The sequence below is a fragment of the Alkalihalobacterium alkalinitrilicum genome, from assembly GCF_002019605.1.
Lineage (GTDB): Bacteria > Bacillota > Bacilli > Bacillales > Bacillaceae_F > Alkalihalobacterium > Alkalihalobacterium alkalinitrilicum.
Window position 1 is genome coordinate 5,257,990 of the sequence record NZ_KV917368.1, and the last position, 18,419, is coordinate 5,276,408.

Below are 18,419 nucleotides of genomic sequence, written 5' to 3' on the forward strand. Positions count from 1 at the left end.
TTGTTAGATACCGTCTATTCTAAACGAATGGTCGGCGAAGCTACAAGCTATCTTCCTTTATTACTATAGTTTAGGTAAGGCATTTGAAAATTTATCCTCATAGCCTTCAATTCGATCATAGAACATAATCCCATTTAAATGATCTATTTCATGTTGGAAGACAATCGAGACAAGCCCTTTTAATCTCCAAGTGACTTCTTCACCTTCTAGGGTGGTTCCTTTAACGGTTATTCTTGAGTATCTTGGAACGACGCCTGGAACATCTCGGTCAACAGAAAGGCACCCCTCCCCATTTTCAAGATGATTTAGTTCAACTGAATGACTAATAATTTTAGGATTGAACATTCCGCAACTTACTAAATTGTCATTTTCGTCATATACATGGACAGCGATCATTCTTTTGCTAATTCCAATTTGAGGAGCAGCAAGGCCAATACCAGGTCGTAACCCATATTGTTCAGCTATTTCAGGATCTTGGCTATTAATAACAAATTCAAGCATTTTCTCGAGCGTATCTTTGTCCTCTTTTGATGGAGGTAATGCAACTTCTTTGGCAATTTGTCGTAATACAGGTTGGCCTTCCCGTACAACATCTCTCATTGTGATCATTTTTTACAACAACCCCTTCACGTTAACTATACATATGTAAAATAAATTCTAAAATAAATCCGCATCTATAGTATACCAAAAAAGAAGATTAGGGGAAAAAACGGAAGTCGCTTCTAGACTAACCTAAATTAATGAGACACTATAAAACACCTTCGAAATGGTACACTTAAACAAAGTACTAATTCGGAGGTGTTTTTGCATGGGCAAAAACGTGTATTCAAATGAGGTTAAGTGGGCAGTTGTGAAAGATAAGATGAGTGGTCAGTTTACGAACCATGAGATCATGGAGAAGTATGGGATTAAAAATGTGTCTCAAATCAAAACGTGGATGAAATGGTATCGTGAAAATCAGGTTCATCGATTCGATCAACCAATAGGGAAACAATATTCATAGGGTCATGGACCTGACAGTTCAAGTGATGAAGAGAAAAAAGAACGTCAAATGAATCACTTAAAACAGGAAAATGAAATCTTAAAAAAGTATTTGGAGATCGAAAAGGAGTTGAAAAAGAAATCGTCCTCCAACTAGTCCAGACTTCACGAAAAAAATATACAGTATCAGCTATTTTATCAGCTTTAAATGTTCCCAGATCCACCTATTATCGCTGGGCATCTGCGCAACTAGTCGAGTTGTCTAAGGAAGAGGAAGCGATTATTTACCTTTGCGAAAAAACAAAGTACCGATATGGCCATCGTAAAATCAAGGAGCTATTAAAACGTGACTATCATATCAAATTAAACCGTAATACTGTTCAACGGATCATGCAGAAATACCACCTTCAATGTAGAGTAAAGCAAAAAAGAAGGTGGAAATCTCAAGGGGAATCTGTCGTTGTCGCGCCAAACTTATTACAGCGAGAGTTTCACGCAAGCAAACCTAACCAAAAGTGGGTAACGGATATTACCTACATTCAATATGGTCCAGACACTTTATATTTATCAACGATCATGGACTTGTTTAATAATCAAATCGTTGCTTATAAGCTTTATACTCATCAACAAATCCCTTTGGTGATTGATACCTTAGATGAAGCACTAGAAAAGCGAGGAAACCCTAAAGGAGTCATCATCCATTCAGATCAAGGAAGTGTCTATTCTTCTTATGCTTATCAAAATCGGATTAAAGAAAAGAATTTAGTCAGTAGTAGGTCACGCCGGGGAAACTGTTGGGACAACGCAGTCATTGAGTCTTTCCATTCGAACCTGAAATCAGAAGAATTTCAGTATGTTAAATTCAATTCTTTGTCTTTAGAAGAAGTAAAGGATCGTGTAGATCAATTTATGAGGTATTATAACGATGAGCGTATCCAAGAAAAACTAGGCTACCACACACCAATAGAGTTTGGTGATATGGCAGCCTAGGAAGGTGTTTTATTACTGTCTCATATGACTAGGTCAGTCTACTTCGACTTCCGTTTTTTTAATCCGTTAGCATCCGTACTTAGATGCACCTACAATGATTAATAAAATGAAGAGAACAACGATTAAAGCGAAGCCTCTTCCGCGTCCATAACCTGGTGTGTGAGCAACTCCTGCAACTTGTGGTCCATAACCGTAACCGTATCCACAAGGATCGTAACATCCATATCCGTGCATAATTCATGACCTCCTTTATGAATTGCATCGCTTATCTTGCGACTCACTAATACACTATGCATTGAAACTCTTCATGACTGGTCATATACCCAATTTAACGCAAAAAAAAATTTGGAAGATGTAAGAAGGGGTACTATATTTTTTTCAAATTCAATATACTATCTATAAGTTTGTTCAATAAAAAGTCCAAGCGTAAGAAATAAATATATGTCAAATGGTGGATTTTTTTATACTTTTTTAGTAGACGAAGATGTATAATTGGGAATTATGGGATAGGAGGTTTTCGGTTTGAAACGCAAGCATTTCGGCTTTATATTAGGAATGGTAATGATATTATTCCTCGGCGCCTGTGGAAACAATCCAGCAGAAAATATGTATACTCATTTGGAAAAAGCGGTGGTATTAGAAGAGGTTTTTGAACAACAACAGGAACCACTAGTGGCAGCTGAAAAAAAAGAACATGAAATATACGAACAAATTATAAAGTTAGGTATGTCTGAATTTGATGAAATTGTAGACCTATCGAGGGAAGCGATTGCTATTGTTCAAGAAAGAAAACAATTGATGGATAAAGAAAAAATGAGTATAGAAGCTGGCTATGAGGAATTCTTGAAAATAGAACCTGAAATCGAAGAAATTAAAGAAGAGGACTTAAAAAATAAAGCCCTTCAATTAATGGAAGCGATGGAAAGCAGGTTTGAAAGCTATCAATCGTTGTATGATGAATACGAGTATGCTCTAAATTTAGACGAGGAATTATATACGATGCTTCAACAAGAAGATTTATCGATTGATGAATTACAAGAAAAAATTGATGAAATCAATGAAGCGTATGTAAGTGTGATGGAAGCAAAAGATACATTTAATGAGTACACTGAAGTGTATAACGAAGAAAAGAAAGAGTTTTATATTATGGCTGATTTGAATATAACCTTTGATGAGTAAAGGGTCAAAAGAGGAAGTGTCGTATAGGCATTTCCTTTTTTTGTGCTGAAGGACACTGCTTTGAAAAGAAGGTGTTTCTATCTGTACTATTAGTTTTGGGTGTTGATATATAACACACTGTTTTAAATTATACATGAATAACTTCAGGTAAAAATTTCGATAAATTGTTAAGCAAAAGGATTGACGAAGGAAAACTTTGTGATGTAGACTAAGTGCTGAAAGAAGTATTGTATTAGTTACTATCTAAAAAGACTAATACAGTTTTTTAAAACATCATATTTTTTGGTTAATGGGTAACTGCACAGGGTATTTAATAGAATTTATACATAGACCTGCCGAGAAATAAAAAGTAGTTACCTTGATGTATTTACATAAATACTTAACTAAAAAAAGACTGGTTGACTTGCATAGAGCGTTGTAAAAAGTGTATTGGAATTAAGGTAAGATGGGTATCCTAGAAAGTGGGTATTCATATAACTTTTAATAATTTGATCTAAAATGCAATGCTGCTTAGTTAAAGTCCAAAAATGCCGTTAAGGCTTTTATTAGAAAGGAAGAGGTGAAGAGCTTGAGTACAAAAACTGTAGAACAAATTGAAAATCAGTTTGAAATGTTTCAAATTTTAAATGAAGAAGGAGAAGTTGTTAACGAGGCTGCAATGCCAAAATTATCTGATGAGCAACTTCAAGAAATGATGCGTCGTATGGTTTATACACGTATTTGGGATCAACGAGCGATTTCATTAAATCGTCAAGGACGTTTAGGATTTTATGCACCAGTTTCTGGGCAAGAAGCTTCTATGTTAGGTTCTCAGTATGCCTTAGAAAAGGAAGATTGGATCTTACCTGGATATCGTGACATTCCGCAAATAGTATTTCATGGCTTCCCACTATATAAAGCATTCTTATACTCACGTGGACATTATGAAGGTGGAAGAATGCCAGAAGGTGTAAATGTTCTTATGCCACAAATCATCATTGGTGCGCAAATCGTGCAAACTGCTGGTGTCGCTTTAGGTTTAAAACGAAAAGGCAAAAAGAACGTTGCGATTACGTATACAGGTGATGGTGGTGCATCTCAAGGTGATTTCTACGAAGGAATGAACTTCGCTGGGGCATTCCAAGCACCTGCAATATTTATAGTTCAAAATAACCGATTTGCGATTTCCGTACCTGTTGAAAAGCAATCTGCTGCTAAAACAATTGCGCAAAAAGCAGTCGCTGCTGGGATCGAAGGTATCCAAGTGGATGGAATGGACATCTTGGCTGTATATGCTGCTACTTCACAAGCTCGTGAACGTGCGATAAATGAAGGTATGCCAACTTTAATTGAAACAATGACCTACCGTTATGGTCCACATACAATGGCAGGAGATGACCCAACTCGTTATCGTACAAGTGATTTAGACGATGAGTGGGAAAAGAAAGATCCATTAGTTCGTTTCCGTAAATTCCTCGAAGGCAAAAATCTATGGACTGAGGATATGGAAAATGAAATGGTAGAAAAAGCAAAAGAAGATATTAAAGAAGCGATTAAGAAAGCTGATGCTGCACCGAAGCAAAAAGTGACAGATTTAATCGAGTTCATGTATGAAGAACTTCCATACAACTTAAAAGAGCAAATGGAAGAATATAAAGCAAAGGAGTCGAAATAATCCATGGCGCAAATGACGATGATTCAAGCCATTACAGATGCAATGCGTAATGAGCTAAAAAGAGATGAAAATGTTCTCGTATTTGGAGAAGACGTCGGTAAAAACGGCGGAGTATTCCGTGCAACCGATGGATTACAAGCCGAGTTCGGTGAAGAGCGTGTATTTGATACTCCATTAGCAGAATCTGGTATTGGTGGGTTAGCCATCGGATTAGGCTTAACAGGTTTCCGTCCTGTAATGGAAATTCAATTCTTTGGTTTTGTTTTCGAAGTATTTGACTCTGTTGCAGCGCAAATGTCACGTATGCGTTATCGTTCAGGTGGTAAATACCATTCACCAATTACGGTTCGTTCACCACTAGGTGGAGGGGTGAAAACACCTGAATTACATGCTGATAACTTAGAAGGTCTAGTGGCTCAGACACCAGGGTTAAAAGTCGTTTATCCTTCAACTCCATATGACGCAAAAGGCTTATTAATTTCTGCAATTCGTGATAATGATCCAGTTATTTTCCTTGAGCATATGAAATTGTATCGTTCATTCCGTGGTGAAGTTCCTGAAGAAGAGTATACAATTCCTCTAGGAAAAGCAGATGTGAAACGTGAAGGAAAAGACATTTCAATCATTACATATGGTGCGATGGTCCACTCTTCACTAAAAGCTGCTGAAGAATTAGAAAAAGCAGGAATCGATGCTGAAATCATCGACCTTCGTACAGTGAGTCCATTAGATATCGATACGATTATTGCTTCAATTGAAAAAACAAATCGTGCTATTGTTGTGCAAGAAGCTCAAAAACAAGCAGGAGTAGCTGCCAATGTAATGGCTGAAATTACTGAACGTGCGATCCTTCATTTAGAAGCACCTGTACTACGTGTAACAGCTCCAGATACTGTTTATCCTTTCGCTGCAGCCGAAGATGTATGGCTTCCTGACTATAAAGATATCGTTGAGAAAGCAAAGCAAGTCGTTAACTTTTAATGAGTAAGTACTGAAAAAGAAGTTTAGCAGGTTTCTTTTTCAGTCTTTTTTCACGAATTTATAACCTATTTTTAAACTTTTCCGTCTTTCATTAATCTTATGACTATAACTAAAAGTCTCAATCTAATTGAATTAAAAGGAGGCGCTTTTCGTGGCATTTGAATTCAAACTTCCTGATATCGGTGAAGGTATCCATGAAGGTGAAATTGTTAAATGGTTTGTTAAACCAGGAGACGAAGTAAAAGAAGATGATATTTTACTGGAAGTCCAAAACGATAAAGCTGTTGTTGAAATTCCATCACCAGTTGAAGGTAAAATACTAGAATTAAAAGTAACTGAAGGTACGGTAGCTGTAGTTGGTGACGTGCTCGTGACGATTGATTTTGAAGGTGAAGCACCTCAATCGGCTCATGGTGATCATGAAGAAGAAGCTCCAGCCCCAGCGAAAGATGAAGCAAAAGCTGAGGCATCAAAAACTGAAGAACAAGCAACACAAGTAGTGGCAGAAACAGAAGTCGATGAAAACCGTCGTGTTGTAGCAATGCCATCTGTACGTAAATATGCTCGTGAAAAAGGCGTAAATATTCTTGCTGTTCAAGGAACTGGAAATAACGGTCGCATCACGAAAGAAGATATTGACAGCTATTTAGCAGGTGGACAACCCGAAACAACAACAGCAGTTCAAGAAGAAGCGGCTTCTGAAACTGAAAAAACACCGCAAAAGGCAGCGCCTGTTGCTATCCCAGAAGGAGCAAATGAAGAGCGTGTTCCACTTAAAGGAATCCGAAAAGCAATTGCGAAAGCGATGGTTAACTCTAAACATACAGCTCCACATGTAACACATATGGATGAAGTCGATGTAACAGCGCTTGTTGCTCATCGTAAACAATATAAAGAAGCAGCTGCAGAACAAGGTGTTAAATTAACGTATTTACCATATGTAGTTAAAGCATTAACAGCCGCACTACGTAAATATCCTACCCTTAACGCATCAATTGACGATGTCAATGAAGAAATTGTTTATAAAAACTATTTCAACATTGGTATTGCAGCTGATACGGAGCAAGGCTTAGTTGTTCCTGTCGTAAAAGATGCTGATCGCAAATCAATATACTCAATTGCAGAGGAAATTAGCGAATTAGCTGTTAAAGCTCGTGACGGAAAGCTTAGTCCGAATGAAATGAAAGGCGGAACATGCACTATTTCGAACCTAGGTTCAGCACGTGGAGCATGGTTTACGCCAGTCATTAACCATCCAGAAGTAGCGATCTTAGGGATTGGCCGTATTGAAGAAAAAGCAATTGTTAAAAATGGTGAAATTATCGCAGCACCTGTTCTTAATTTATCGATTAGCTATGACCACCGATTAATTGACGGTGTTACAGCTCAAAATGCGTTAAATCACATCAAACGATTATTAAACGACCCACAATTGTTATTAATGGAGGGATAAGCAAATGGTAGTTGGGGATTTCGCAACAGAAGTAGATACGCTAGTCATTGGCTCTGGCCCTGGCGGTTATGTAGCAGCAATCCGTGCGGCGCAATTAGGACAAAAAGTAACAATCGTTGAGAAGGACAATCTTGGTGGCGTTTGTTTAAACGTCGGTTGTATTCCTTCAAAAGCATTAATTGAAGCAGGTCATCGTTATCATGATGCTCACTCCTCAGATAACATGGGGATTACAGTAGACAAAGTGAACCTCGATTTTTCTAAGATGCAAGAATGGAAAACCTCTGTTGTCAACAAGTTAACAGGTGGAGTGGAAGGTCTTTTAAAAGGTAATAAAGTAGAAATCGTTAAAGGTGAAGCCTATTTCGCTGATAAAGATTCTGTTCGTGTTATGGATGATAAACAAGCTCAAACATACAAATTTAAAAATTGTATAATTGCGACAGGATCTCGTCCAATTGAAATTCCTGCCTTTAAGTTTAGTAAGCGTGTATTAAGTTCAACTGGTGCCCTTAACTTAACAGAGCTACCGAAGAAATTACTTGTGATCGGTGGCGGCTATATCGGTATTGAGCTTGGAGCAGCTTATTCTAATCTAGGTTCAGAAGTTGTAGTATTAGAAGGTGGAAAACAAATTCTTCCTGGTTTTGAAAAACAGATGAGCCAACTTGTAACGCGTCGTATGAAAAAGAACGGTGTGGAATTCTACACTGAAGCGTTAGCAAAAGGTGTAGAGGAAACAGAAAATGGCGTAACAGTGACAGCTGAAGTAAAAGGTGAAACAAAAACGTTTGAAGCTGATTATGTTCTAGTTACGGTTGGACGTCGTCCGAATACAGAAGAAATCGGTTTAGAACAAATTGGTGTAGAAATCGATGAGCGTGGTTTTATTAAAGTTGATAAACAATGTAAAACATCTGTTGACGGGATTTACGCTATTGGTGATATCGTTGCAGGACCAATGCTTGCTCACAAAGCTTCTTATGAAGCGAAAGTTGCAGCTGAAGCGATTTCAGGCCATTCTGTTGAAGTTGATTACTTAGCAATTCCAGCTGTAGTCTTCTCTGGTCCAGAACTTGCTACCGTCGGACTAAATGAACAAGAAGCAAAAGCGGAAGGGTATGACGTTGTTGTATCTAAATTCCCATTTGCAGCGAATGGTCGTGCCTTATCATTAGATGAAACAGACGGCTTTATGAAAATGGTTACTCGTAAAGAAGATGGCCTAGTATTAGGTGTTCAAATTGCTGGAGCGAATGCATCAGATATGATTTCTGAAGCGTGTGTAGCGATTGAAGCAGGTATGACAGCGGAAGATATTGCCTTAACGATCCATGCACATCCTTCATTAGGTGAAATTACGATGGAAACTGCCGAAGTAGCACTTGGAATGCCAATTCATATAGTGAAATAAGAAATCTTTTCTCTGACTTTTTATAAAAGAGAGGCTGTCCCACTCGGACAGCCTCTTCATATTTTTAAATAGCATATTATTGATGTATATGAAAGGATACTTCTTTATCTTTCATTTCCAAAGTACTAGTAAGCATGTCAATAATATCTTCTTTTGAATGTTTACCTTCAATGACTAAATGAATATCATCACCACTAAGAACCATTAATGTTGGGTATGTATTCACGTTAAAATAACGAATCACATTACGCTCGGAAGCATAAACAATTTGAAATGGGAAATGTTTATCAGGAAACAATCTTTGCATTTCTAATAATGCATCATAAAAACTCGCTTCTTCTAATAGCGATTCTTCATTTGAAAACAGTACAGTCATATATTCTGTATTGTCTGTTGCAAGTGGATTAGTAGTTGCCGCTGATGACCAACACCCTGATGTAAATAAAAAGGTCGTTAAGAGCAAGTAAGATATATGTTGTCTCATCTTTTAGACCTCACTTCCTACTAAGGATAGATTAATGATATTATTTTACCATGCCATTATATGGTTGTACTTGAAGTAACATAAATGTAATGAAATAGAAAAATATTGATAAAAACATGATCATTATGTAACAGGATCATTTTGTCTCTAAAATAACAGAATTTATTCAATAATTGGTGGGGAATCATAACATATTAAACTTCAAATTTAGAAGTTAAATAACATAAAAAAACACTAGTTCAACCGCCTAGTGCCTTTTTAATGGTATATTATCCCGCAACAATTGGCAGTAATACCCTAATATCCCCATTTCAATACTTCGAGAAATCAAATAAGGATAAGTGGGGGATAACTGCCAATAACAATCTTATAAATTAATTATTAATACTGCCTATTGATCGTCTTTTTTTTCATCAACTTCATTTTTCTCATTAAGTGTATTCACTTGTTTCTTTAATGTTGCAATTTCTTCTTTCAATTTTAATTTTTCTTCTCGAAGCCTCAACTTTTCATCTTTCATACGTAGTTTATCTTGATAAAGTATCGGTTTCTCTTGACGGAGAGCCTTCATTAATGAAAAAATCATCAAAATCATTATAACTGCAAATGGAAGTGCAGCGATGATGGAAGCTGTTTGTAACGCATCTAATCCACCTGATGCTAATAAAACGGCCGCAGCTGCTGACTGAACTAGTCCCCAAATAAATTTAACTGAATTGGCGGGATTTAAACTACCGTTTGTCGTTTGCATACCAAGAACAAAGGTTGCCGAGTCTGCAGATGTAATAAAAAACGAACTAATTAGAAGAACTGCAATTATAGACATCACCATACCTAAAGGAAATTGATCTAATACAGCGAACAGTGCTAATTCCATCCCTTGTTCTTCAATGATATTCATGATTCCGATATTATTATGTAGGTCAAGTGAAATGGCGGTACCTCCAAAAACAGAAAACCATAAAGCACCAAATATTGTCGGTACAGCTAACACTCCAATCACAAATTCACGAATCGTCCTTCCCTTAGAAACTCGGGCAATGAAGGTTCCGACAAATGGAGCCCAAGCAATCCACCAAGCCCAATAAAAGATCGTCCAACCTTGAACCCAATTCGTTTCGGGATTATAAGGATCAATCCGAAAGCTCATACCAGCTAAGTTTTGTAAATAACTTCCTAAAGTTTGTGTAAATACACCCATAATAAATGTAGTTGGTCCAACAAAAAGTAAGAAGAGTAATAAACCAATGGCTAAATAAATATTAGTTTTACTTAAAATACGAATCCCTTTATTAAGTCCAGTTTGAGCAGATAACATATAAAGAATTGTAATAATAATGATGATAGTAAGCTGAGTCATCAGGTTATTGTTAACTCCAGGTATGAGTTGTGAAACACCACCTGATATTTGCATCGTTCCAAACCCGAGTGAAGTAGCGACCCCAAAAATTGTAGCAAATACAACGATAACATTTATCGTTGTACCTATAGGACCATGGACACGGTCACCTAACAAAGGTATAAATGCTGCACTGATAACACCTGGAGAATCTTTTCTAAATTGAAAATAAGCAAGGATTAAAGCCACAATCGCATAAATGGCCCAAGGGTGTAACCCCCAATGAAAAAATGAGTACCGCATCGCCTGACTAGCTGCTTGGTAAGGATCAAGATTTGGATTGGGTGGGTAATAAAAGTGATACATCGGTTCGGCAACGCCCCAGAACACAAGTCCAATTCCCATACCAGCAGTAAATAAAAAGGCAAACCATGTTAAATAACTGTATTCAGGACGATCCTCTGGCTTTCCTAATCGTATTCTTCCGTAAGGACTAAAGATAAGGTATATGGCGAAAATGAGGAACCCTGTCGATGCTAACAAATAAAACCAGCCGAATTTTTCAGTAATAAAACTTTGAATGGTGGCAGTAGTTGTATCCAGATGGTTTGGGGCAAAGACCCCCCACAAAATAAAGGCTGTGGCAATGACTAACGAAATGAAAAACACAGGTGTTAACTTTTTCAAAACATTCAAGCCCCTTTCCAAACGACAGAATAGTACTAAGAGTATCTTAAGTATAGTTTTGAGTATTAATCATACTGTATTTTAGTGGGGAACACGTAACTTGGATAGGATTGTTCAGTAAGTGAATATTGTCTTTCAGTTTCTGTAACTTCAGCTAATTCGACTGTTAATTGGTGTATGATATATAATTCATAAAAAACACGTTGAACAATATGTAATTCCGCATTGTCATCATGCTCTATATAATGTAAATTTTCCTTCATTTTGTTTATCCATTCGAAATGAGAATTGTGTATTTGATGGAGTGGATCTTTATAGATTGCCGCAAGAGATGCAATTGACTTTTTTAAAATATCCCATTCGAAATCAGAAAAATCACTTCTTTTCAATTGTTGGTAAGTAAGATTTCCAATTCTTAAATTAATTTGCTCAATAAAATGTAATTTTTTTACTAAGTATTGAAAGGACCGAAATTCATTTTCTTCAAAATTACGGTATTTCCACTCATCCGTTTGAAACTGTGTTAATTGATAGATCTTTTCAATTTGTTGAGAAAGAGGTCGATATGTTATAGATGGATGTTCCTCTTTATGATCATCAATGAGGGATGTTAATTTATTAGCCGCCTCAATGTATAGTGTTTCAATTTGTTGAACTACTATTGGGCCGAACTTAGGTGGTAGAATGACATAATTAACGCATGTAGAAACGATAATTCCGATGGAAGTCCCAGATAATCTAATAATAAAGTCATGAAACATATTATCTGTTGTACCTGGTATCATTGCAACTGCAGTTAAAGTTGCAACGAGTGTACCAGTATCCAATTTTAATCTAGCACAAGCCACAATTGTCAGCATAGCGACTAATGAGTAGGTTAATGCCGACTGTCCTAGTAAAAAGTCTAACAGAACAGCAAAAAGCGCACCTACGGCAGCTGCAGGCAAACGAACTAACCCTTTTTTTAAAGAGTCTGCAGCCGTAGGTTCAGTAGTGACAATAGCAGTAATGATAGCAAATACAACTGGTAAATCGAGTAGTTTACAAATAAAAGCTGTAACAAATACAGATAACCCTGTTTTTAGTACGCGTCGTCCAATCCATCTTGTGTTTTTCATAAAACCACCTTCTTAGTTGACAATCCATCCTTAGTATTGGACTCCTATTTATGAGATATACAAATAAAAAGCTAATTTGTTAATATATTCAATAGTAGAGGTTACTTTAATTATTAAAAATTTTTATTTAATGTTAGGTTGGTGTAAAAATGAGAAAGTTCACTGCTTTATTATTTTGTCTATTCGTAATTAATATGGGTTGCAGCACTGGAAGTATGGAAAATGAAAATGTTTTAAATGACGATGAAACAGAATCCATCGTTAGTGAAGTCGTTGAGAGTAAGGGTGAAGATGAAATTGAGGAAGTGGAAGTTGATAATGAAGAACGTTCAGATGAAATAGAGGTGGCAGCTGTACCGAAATATAAATTGAATCCAACTAACTTTCTTATTCAGCCAAGGGAGGAAGGTGTTAATGAAAAGGTTGTTCTGTTAACGATAGATGATGCTCCTGATCAATATGGGGTAAAAATGGCTGAAATTCTTCACGATTTAGACGTGAATGCAATCTTTTTTATGAATGGTATATTCATTAATAAAGGTTCAGGTAAGGAGCAGTTGAAACAAATTCATGAATTAGGTTTTGAAATCGGTAACCATACGATGACTCATAAAAATTTAAGTGAACTTTCTCCAGAAGAGCAAAGAAAAGAGATCATCGATCTAAATGATCTTATTGAAGAAATTACAGGAGAGCGCCCACGTTTTTTTAGAGCACCCTATGGAGCAAATACAGATGTATCGAAACAAGTCGTTGAAGCAGAAGGAATGCAATGGATGAATTGGACGTATGGTTACGATTATTTTCCTGAATATATGGATGCTGAAAGTCTTGCAGAACAGATGGTCAATTCGGAATTGTTGATGAATGGAGCTAATTTGTTAATGCACGATCGAAAATGGACGATGGAAGCCTTAAGAGATATTGTAAAAGGTCTAAAAGATAAAGGATTTGATATCGTCGATCCAAAAGAAATTAAGTGACTGAGAATAAATGTTAACAGAAACGTCTAAGCTGGTACCAGTTTAGACGTTTCTGTTTTTTATTGGTTTTATTTAATACGTCGAGCTGCTAATAATCAAATAATCTCTGGAAATAAAGAAAGAATATTAAATGTAGCCTAAAAAAATGTAAACTTTTGTAGAACCTTGTCATGTATTATCGAAAAAGATACAATATCTTTATTATTGCTGAAGTAGTAATTAGAAAGAAGAGATGATAATGAAAAAAATAAATATATATAGTTTGTTTTTCCTTTTGTTATTCGTTACAGGATGTCAATCAGATAATCGAGATATAGGGGAGAATAATACATTAGAAAAGACAAGCTATTCTGTGGACTTGCCGATGAAATTAACCGAAAATGAAGCAAGGTTTTCTGTAAACGATTTAATTGCCATTACAGATGGTTCGTATGATTATGATGAAATCCATCGAACCTTACAAATGACAATTAACGATGATCAGTTTTATTTAATAGAAGGAGTGCCTGTCCTTGAAAGAAATGGTGAGTACGTCGCTAATAGTGATATATATTTAATTATTGAAAATGATATTCCATATTTACCTTCAGCTTTTCTAGAAATTGGCCTAGGACTAGAGGTTAATTATGCTAAAGAAGTAGTTTCTTTTGAATGGTACGGACCCATTGAGAAAGTAGGAGGACCTCCATCAGATTTTAATTTTGATTCGTGGGATTCTGAACAAATGATCGAATACCTTTCATTTTTAAAAAAGCCAATTAAGGAAGCTGAGGTAAGTACAATACCTGGTCATTTACCTGGTGCAAAACGACCCTATCGCAATGGCTACCATGAAGGCTTAGATTGGTATGATTTTGCCTCTGGTGGAGATATTAATTTCGACACACCGATTTATGGGATGGCGAATGGAACTGTAGTAAGAGCGGATCATGATTATGAAGAATATTCGTCACCTGAAGTAAGGAATATGGATTTACAGTTTACATCTAATTTAGGAGAAACACCAGAATATATATTTGATAAATTACGTGGAAGACAAGTTTGGGTACAATATCCAAATGGGGTTATGAGTCGCTTTGCTCATTTATCAGATATACCAGAAGAAATTCGAGTTGGGCAAACAGTTGATGAAAATACGATTATCGGTTATGTTGGGAATTCTGGTACAAGTGGTGCTGTAAATCAAGACTCAACGGAATTACATCTTCATCAAGACTTATTAATATATGGTGAGCTGTTTTGGAGACCTTTAGATCAAGATCAAGTAGTTAGTGTTCTTAAAAGTATTTTTAAAGACTAGATTTAATCTATATAGATAAATAAAGATAAGAACAGGCAAATAGCCTGTTCTTATCTTTTATAAAAGTACATTATCCTGCCATTAAATAAATGAACTTCAGCTTGGAGTTTTTTGCCTAAAAATTTACAAAACTCATTAGCCTTTCCTTTATCCCCATGTGTAGCACCTTCAGGCAAGATGACTTGAATATAGAATTGTAATGATTCATTACCATCACTATCTACTACCGTTTCTTGTCCTACTCCAAATACGATGTATTTATATCTAGGCACTCCGTTACTTTTCAAATATATCCAATTACCATCATTTTCAGGAACATCTGCTATTTGGTAAGGAAAAGCAGCTTCTCCATAACCCCAATCTAATTGATTTCCTGTTTTTGTTGTAATCGTTTGATAATATTTGAAAATATCTTTTAGTTCTTCTACAGTAATTTCTTGTTGTGTCGACTTTTTCACAAGCTTTATGTATGCGTGGTCGGACATAGACATCTACTCCCAACTATAAAACGTTTTCAATTTCACTCCTTATATTAGCATTACTCATTAAAGCTGACAACACAATAGAAATTAGGAAAAATGGCCGAAGGGGATTAACATCATGAAATTGAATAATACAGAATACAATATTATGAGAAGAATTAATAGTGAAAAATGAAATAAATGGAATAATAAAAATAAGGAATTAGTTAGTTTAGAATATGTTCATTTTGTATGGTTAAATGGGGGAAGATTATGGATAAATCAGCAATGCTAGATGAAATTAGACTCGACGTAGGACTTGTTTCGAATTATGCTAAGACACAATATGAATTTTACTATGGTATTATTCAAGCCTTCGGTAAATCCATGTTAAAGGGCCATAGTGCAGGAATTTATAAAACGAATGAAGGATATTTTGAATTAATTACGAGTGTGGGCGAAGATCTATATGAAGAAAGAGAGAAATTTGGTCAAGGTTATTTGAGTATATGTGCCATTAAGGGGCAGTTCTACACCATTCCTTTAGGAAGTCGTATCCGAATATTTGCTCCCTTTTATGAAGGTCATCATTTGATGGGAGTGTTAGTTTTTAATGTACCTCAATCAGAGTATATGATTACGGAAGAAGATAGGATATTTCTCCGTGAGATTTGTAGGCATATTGAATTACATCAAGGTCAATATAGTAGGTAGGAAATTAATAATTCAAAATATTTTCACAATTTATACCAAGGCCCTATTGAACGCGAAGGGTTATTGAGTTATAATGATATTAGAATATTAAAAAAATTATCTTTTTAATTACTGGACATAACTATAAGTAAAAAGACGTCTCCTTTTTGTTTATAGTTGTCAATATATTTTTAAAAAAATTTGGAGGTGGACTAAATGAATTTGTTTGAGCGTTTATACGACGAGCAAGAAAATGTGAAAGTACAATTTATTGGGTTTACTACTGACGATGTTCGTTATGATTTTGGCATTGTCTATACAAACATGTTCTTTGGTAAACCTCTTGTGGTTTGCATGCAAACGGGCCGATCTGGACTACTTTGTGCTGATGATGTTAAGAATGTAGACCACATTCAAAAAGTGTTTCATATTAGATCTGCTAAAGAAGCAGAAGATTTAGCGACGTTTTTTGAACAAACGTTGCCGACAATGCCATTGGAGCCGCAATATTAATAAGACATACTAATTAATATAATAGGTTCGATAAGAGAGGCTGGCAAAAATAGTGCCGGCCTCTTAATAATTTATTAAGCGGTTCTTTCTTAAATAGTATAGTTGTTTGAAGTACATTAAACATAAAAAAATAAATGAATGTGTCATACAAATTCGTATTGACAATATGAATGTGTCATATTATTATAAGTACATAGAGATTATAGAAAACGGTTACAAATACATGAATGAAAATAAAGGGGATGGAAATTGTGGGAATTATCGTATGTCAGACTTGCAACACAACAATTGAACATTTCGAGGATGAAAAGGTAACGACTTTATACGCAAAATGCACAGGCTGTGCCAAATGTAAAGAAAAAGCAAAATAATATTAAATAATGAAATGAGGAACTCTGATAACAGAGTCCTCATTTTTTGTGTCTAACAAGTGTATCGATCGAAGAAGGAAACCTCCCAAGTTCCTCATTATTATAATAGATGACGATCGTTTGAGGCTCCCTCCCGTTTTTATCCCCGTATATCTAGAGTTAAGACTCAGACTTTCCAGCTTTGAGGAAATCGGGAATAATTAAATGAACAGAGACGTTGTTACCTCCTTAAAAACGTCTGTGGGACCCACGCCGTGTAGGCCCCTTAACTAATATTCAGTTGGTGATGAGGAAAACCCCTAGTGAATAAAGTTTCACTTTATTGTATTGGTCTTCTTTCTTTGATTACGCGAATTTGTTTAAAAGATGAGTCCTCAGGACCTTGTACTGGTAAACCAGCTTGAAGATTTTCATTAATATAATCAATATTTTCATCGGTAATTACTTCCCCTGGAATAAGAATTGGGATCCCTGGCGGATATACCATCACGAATTCAGCGATAATTCTTCCTGCAGAATATTCAAAAGGTATAACTTCGGTTTCTGAATAAAAAGCATCACGAGGTGTTAGAGCAAGTGTAGGACTATTTGGAACATAGACATAAGCGGTTTCTCTTTCTGCAATTTTTTCTTGATGAATTTCAGATAATTCACGTAAAGCATGAATGAGCGCTGACGTTTCCTTTTCTGTGTCACCGAAAGTGATGATACACAAGATGTTATATAAATCAGAAAGTTCAACTTCAATGTTATGTTGCTCGCGTAACCATACCTCAACTTCGTATCCTGTAATTCCTAAATCTTTAATTGAAATAATTAATTTGGTTGGGTCATAATCATGAGCAGCTTTTGAGCCTAATATTTCTCTTCCTACACAATACATTCCAGGAATTGTATTAATATCTTTTCGTGTATTTTGTGCTAATTGAATAGAATTTTCAATCATTGCTTTTCCAACAGTTGCTAATTGTTTACGAGCAACATCAAGAGAAGAAAGTAATAAATAAGATGTTGACGTTGTTGTTAACATACTAATAATAGCTTGCACTCGTTTAGGGGACACGAGCCCTTCTTTTACATTAAGAACAGAACTTTGTGTCATTGAACCGCCAAGTTTATGGACGCTAGTCGCTGCCATATCAGCACCTGCTTGCATCGCGGATAAAGGTAACTCATCATGAAAGTGAATGTGAACCCCGTGGGCTTCATCTACAAGTACAGGAATGTTAAATCGGTGTGCGATGTTTACAATTTCTTTTAAATTAGCAGATACGCCAAAGTACGTTGGATTAATTACGAGTAATCCTTTTGCATCTGGATGTTGTCTCAATGCTTTTTCTACTGATTGGGTAGTAATGCCATGGGAAATGCCTAAATGCTTGTCAATTTCAGGATGAATAAAGATTGGGTTAGCTCCTGAAAAAATAATGGCAGACATGATTGATTTATGAACATTCCGCGGTACGATAATTTTATCTCCAGGTCCACACACACTCATAATCATTGTCATAATTGCCCCACTTGTACCTTGAACAGAAAAGAAAGTGTGGTCAGCACCAAATGCTTCTGCAGCAAGTTCTTGAGCCTCTTTAATAATTCCATGTGGGTGATGTAAATCATCTAGTGGTCCGATATTTATTAAGTCTATCGATAAGGCATTTAAACCTATAAACTCTCTAAATTCTGGGTCGATTCCATTTCCTTTTTTATGGCCAGGAATATGAAATTGAATAGGGTCTTTTTTAGCGTGATTTTTTACTCCTGAATAAAGGGGAGTTAAATGTTGTTGCGACAACCGATTCACCTCTTCTATCTTCT

The 18,419-nt window shown here is 35.9% G+C and carries 17 protein-coding genes and 1 pseudogene; 11 read left to right on the forward strand and 7 right to left on the reverse strand.

What is annotated here, in order from left to right; genetic code table 11:
* Positions 1-63: 63 nt before the first annotated feature.
* On the reverse strand, positions 64-609 hold the full coding sequence (gene def / locus BK574_RS25450) for a peptide deformylase (protein ID WP_078430609.1): 546 nt from the start codon (positions 607-609) through the stop codon (positions 64-66).
* 199 nt (positions 610-808) lie between these two features.
* Between def and BK574_RS25455 the strand changes: the two are divergent.
* Positions 809-1,971, forward strand: a pseudogene (locus BK574_RS25455) (IS3 family transposase).
* Between the two features lie 66 nt (positions 1,972-2,037).
* Here BK574_RS25455 and BK574_RS25460 read toward each other — a convergent pair.
* A complete protein-coding gene (locus BK574_RS25460; RefSeq protein WP_075385478.1) occupies positions 2,038-2,205 on the reverse strand; it encodes a YjcZ family sporulation protein in 168 nt (55 codons plus the stop codon).
* Positions 2,206-2,493: 288 nt separating this feature from the next.
* Between BK574_RS25460 and BK574_RS25465 the strand changes: the two genes are divergently transcribed.
* From BK574_RS25465 to lpdA, 5 genes are all read left to right on the forward strand, one after another.
* Entirely contained in the window at positions 2,494-3,150 is a 657-nt protein-coding gene (locus tag BK574_RS25465; RefSeq protein WP_238458094.1) for a YkyA family protein, read from the forward strand.
* A gap of 610 nt (positions 3,151-3,760) precedes the next feature.
* Positions 3,761-4,804, forward strand: a complete 1,044-nt coding sequence (pdhA, locus tag BK574_RS25470) for a pyruvate dehydrogenase (acetyl-transferring) E1 component subunit alpha (protein WP_078430987.1) — start codon at positions 3,761-3,763, stop codon at positions 4,802-4,804.
* 3 nt (positions 4,805-4,807) lie between these two features.
* Positions 4,808-5,785, forward strand: a complete 978-nt coding sequence (locus BK574_RS25475) for an alpha-ketoacid dehydrogenase subunit beta (RefSeq protein ID WP_078430610.1) — start codon at positions 4,808-4,810, stop codon at positions 5,783-5,785.
* Between the two features lie 151 nt (positions 5,786-5,936).
* The gene (locus BK574_RS25480) at positions 5,937-7,238 is read left to right on the forward strand and encodes a dihydrolipoamide acetyltransferase family protein (protein WP_078430611.1); all 1,302 of its coding nucleotides are present in this window, start codon (positions 5,937-5,939) and stop codon (positions 7,236-7,238) included.
* A 4-nt stretch (positions 7,239-7,242) separates the two neighbouring features.
* A complete protein-coding gene (gene lpdA / locus BK574_RS25485; protein ID WP_078430612.1) occupies positions 7,243-8,652 on the forward strand; it encodes a dihydrolipoyl dehydrogenase in 1,410 nt (469 codons plus the stop codon).
* A 76-nt stretch (positions 8,653-8,728) separates the two neighbouring features.
* Here the strand turns inward: lpdA and BK574_RS25490 are convergent, their stop codons facing one another.
* The 3 genes from BK574_RS25490 to BK574_RS25500 form a co-directional block, all read right to left on the reverse strand.
* Complete coding sequence (locus BK574_RS25490) at positions 8,729-9,136, reverse strand: hypothetical protein (RefSeq protein WP_075385483.1); 408 nt, start codon at positions 9,134-9,136, stop codon at positions 8,729-8,731.
* A gap of 391 nt (positions 9,137-9,527) precedes the next feature.
* Entirely contained in the window at positions 9,528-11,162 is a 1,635-nt protein-coding gene (locus tag BK574_RS25495) for a glycine betaine uptake BCCT transporter (protein WP_078430613.1), read from the reverse strand.
* Between the two features lie 65 nt (positions 11,163-11,227).
* Positions 11,228-12,280 carry an FUSC family protein gene (locus tag BK574_RS25500; protein ID WP_075385484.1) on the reverse strand — a complete coding sequence of 351 codons (1,053 nt, stop codon included), beginning with the start codon at positions 12,278-12,280 and terminating at the stop codon, positions 11,228-11,230.
* A 149-nt stretch (positions 12,281-12,429) separates the two neighbouring features.
* On the opposite strand from BK574_RS25500, the gene BK574_RS25505 reads away from it, so the two are divergent.
* Positions 12,430-13,263 (forward strand): polysaccharide deacetylase family protein, encoded by an 834-nt coding sequence (locus BK574_RS25505; protein WP_078430614.1) that lies wholly within the window; start codon positions 12,430-12,432, stop codon positions 13,261-13,263.
* Between the two features lie 238 nt (positions 13,264-13,501).
* The gene (locus BK574_RS25510; protein WP_078430615.1) at positions 13,502-14,563 is read left to right on the forward strand and encodes a M23 family metallopeptidase; all 1,062 of its coding nucleotides are present in this window, start codon (positions 13,502-13,504) and stop codon (positions 14,561-14,563) included.
* 50 nt (positions 14,564-14,613) lie between these two features.
* Here the strand turns inward: BK574_RS25510 and BK574_RS25515 are convergent, their stop codons facing one another.
* Positions 14,614-15,048: a DUF1885 family protein gene (locus tag BK574_RS25515; protein WP_075385487.1), complete on the reverse strand. Its 435-nt coding sequence runs from the start codon at positions 15,046-15,048 to the stop codon at positions 14,614-14,616.
* Between the two features lie 249 nt (positions 15,049-15,297).
* Between BK574_RS25515 and BK574_RS25520 the strand changes: the two genes are divergently transcribed.
* The 3 genes from BK574_RS25520 (at position 15,298) to BK574_RS25530 (ending at position 16,601) form a co-directional block, all read left to right on the forward strand.
* Complete coding sequence (locus BK574_RS25520) at positions 15,298-15,738, forward strand: hypothetical protein (RefSeq protein WP_078430616.1); 441 nt, start codon at positions 15,298-15,300, stop codon at positions 15,736-15,738.
* A 195-nt stretch (positions 15,739-15,933) separates the two neighbouring features.
* Positions 15,934-16,230, forward strand: coding sequence for a DUF3055 domain-containing protein (locus BK574_RS25525; protein ID WP_078430617.1), 297 nt, complete (start codon positions 15,934-15,936; stop codon positions 16,228-16,230).
* Positions 16,231-16,481: 251 nt separating this feature from the next.
* Positions 16,482-16,601: a GapA-binding peptide SR1P gene (locus BK574_RS25530; protein ID WP_075385490.1), complete on the forward strand. Its 120-nt coding sequence runs from the start codon at positions 16,482-16,484 to the stop codon at positions 16,599-16,601.
* A 319-nt stretch (positions 16,602-16,920) separates the two neighbouring features.
* On the opposite strand, the gene BK574_RS25535 is transcribed toward BK574_RS25530, so the two are convergent.
* Positions 16,921-18,396 (reverse strand): aminotransferase class I/II-fold pyridoxal phosphate-dependent enzyme, encoded by a 1,476-nt coding sequence (locus BK574_RS25535; protein ID WP_078430618.1) that lies wholly within the window; start codon positions 18,394-18,396, stop codon positions 16,921-16,923.
* Positions 18,397-18,419: the final 23 nt, after the last annotated feature.

What these genes read in the sequence shown, in the direction of transcription:
- def (WP_078430609.1), bottom strand. Translation starts at nt 609, where the DNA reads ATGATCACAATGAGAGATGTTGTACGGGAAGGCCAACCTGTATTACGA.
- BK574_RS25460 (WP_075385478.1), bottom strand. Translation starts at nt 2,205, where the DNA reads ATGCACGGATATGGATGTTACGATCCTTGTGGATACGGTTACGGTTAT.
- pdhA (WP_078430987.1), top strand. Translation starts at nt 3,761, where the DNA reads ATGTTTCAAATTTTAAATGAAGAAGGAGAAGTTGTTAACGAGGCTGCA.
- BK574_RS25475 (WP_078430610.1), top strand. Translation starts at nt 4,808, where the DNA reads ATGGCGCAAATGACGATGATTCAAGCCATTACAGATGCAATGCGTAAT.
- lpdA (WP_078430612.1), top strand. Translation starts at nt 7,243, where the DNA reads ATGGTAGTTGGGGATTTCGCAACAGAAGTAGATACGCTAGTCATTGGC.
- BK574_RS25490 (WP_075385483.1), bottom strand. Translation starts at nt 9,136, where the DNA reads ATGAGACAACATATATCTTACTTGCTCTTAACGACCTTTTTATTTACA.
- BK574_RS25500 (WP_075385484.1), bottom strand. Translation starts at nt 12,280, where the DNA reads ATGAAAAACACAAGATGGATTGGACGACGCGTACTAAAAACAGGGTTA.
- BK574_RS25505 (WP_078430614.1), top strand. Translation starts at nt 12,430, where the DNA reads ATGAGAAAGTTCACTGCTTTATTATTTTGTCTATTCGTAATTAATATG.
- BK574_RS25510 (WP_078430615.1), top strand. Translation starts at nt 13,502, where the DNA reads ATGAAAAAAATAAATATATATAGTTTGTTTTTCCTTTTGTTATTCGTT.
- BK574_RS25515 (WP_075385487.1), bottom strand. Translation starts at nt 15,048, where the DNA reads ATGTCCGACCACGCATACATAAAGCTTGTGAAAAAGTCGACACAACAA.
- BK574_RS25520 (WP_078430616.1), top strand. Translation starts at nt 15,298, where the DNA reads ATGGATAAATCAGCAATGCTAGATGAAATTAGACTCGACGTAGGACTT.
- BK574_RS25525 (WP_078430617.1), top strand. Translation starts at nt 15,934, where the DNA reads ATGAATTTGTTTGAGCGTTTATACGACGAGCAAGAAAATGTGAAAGTA.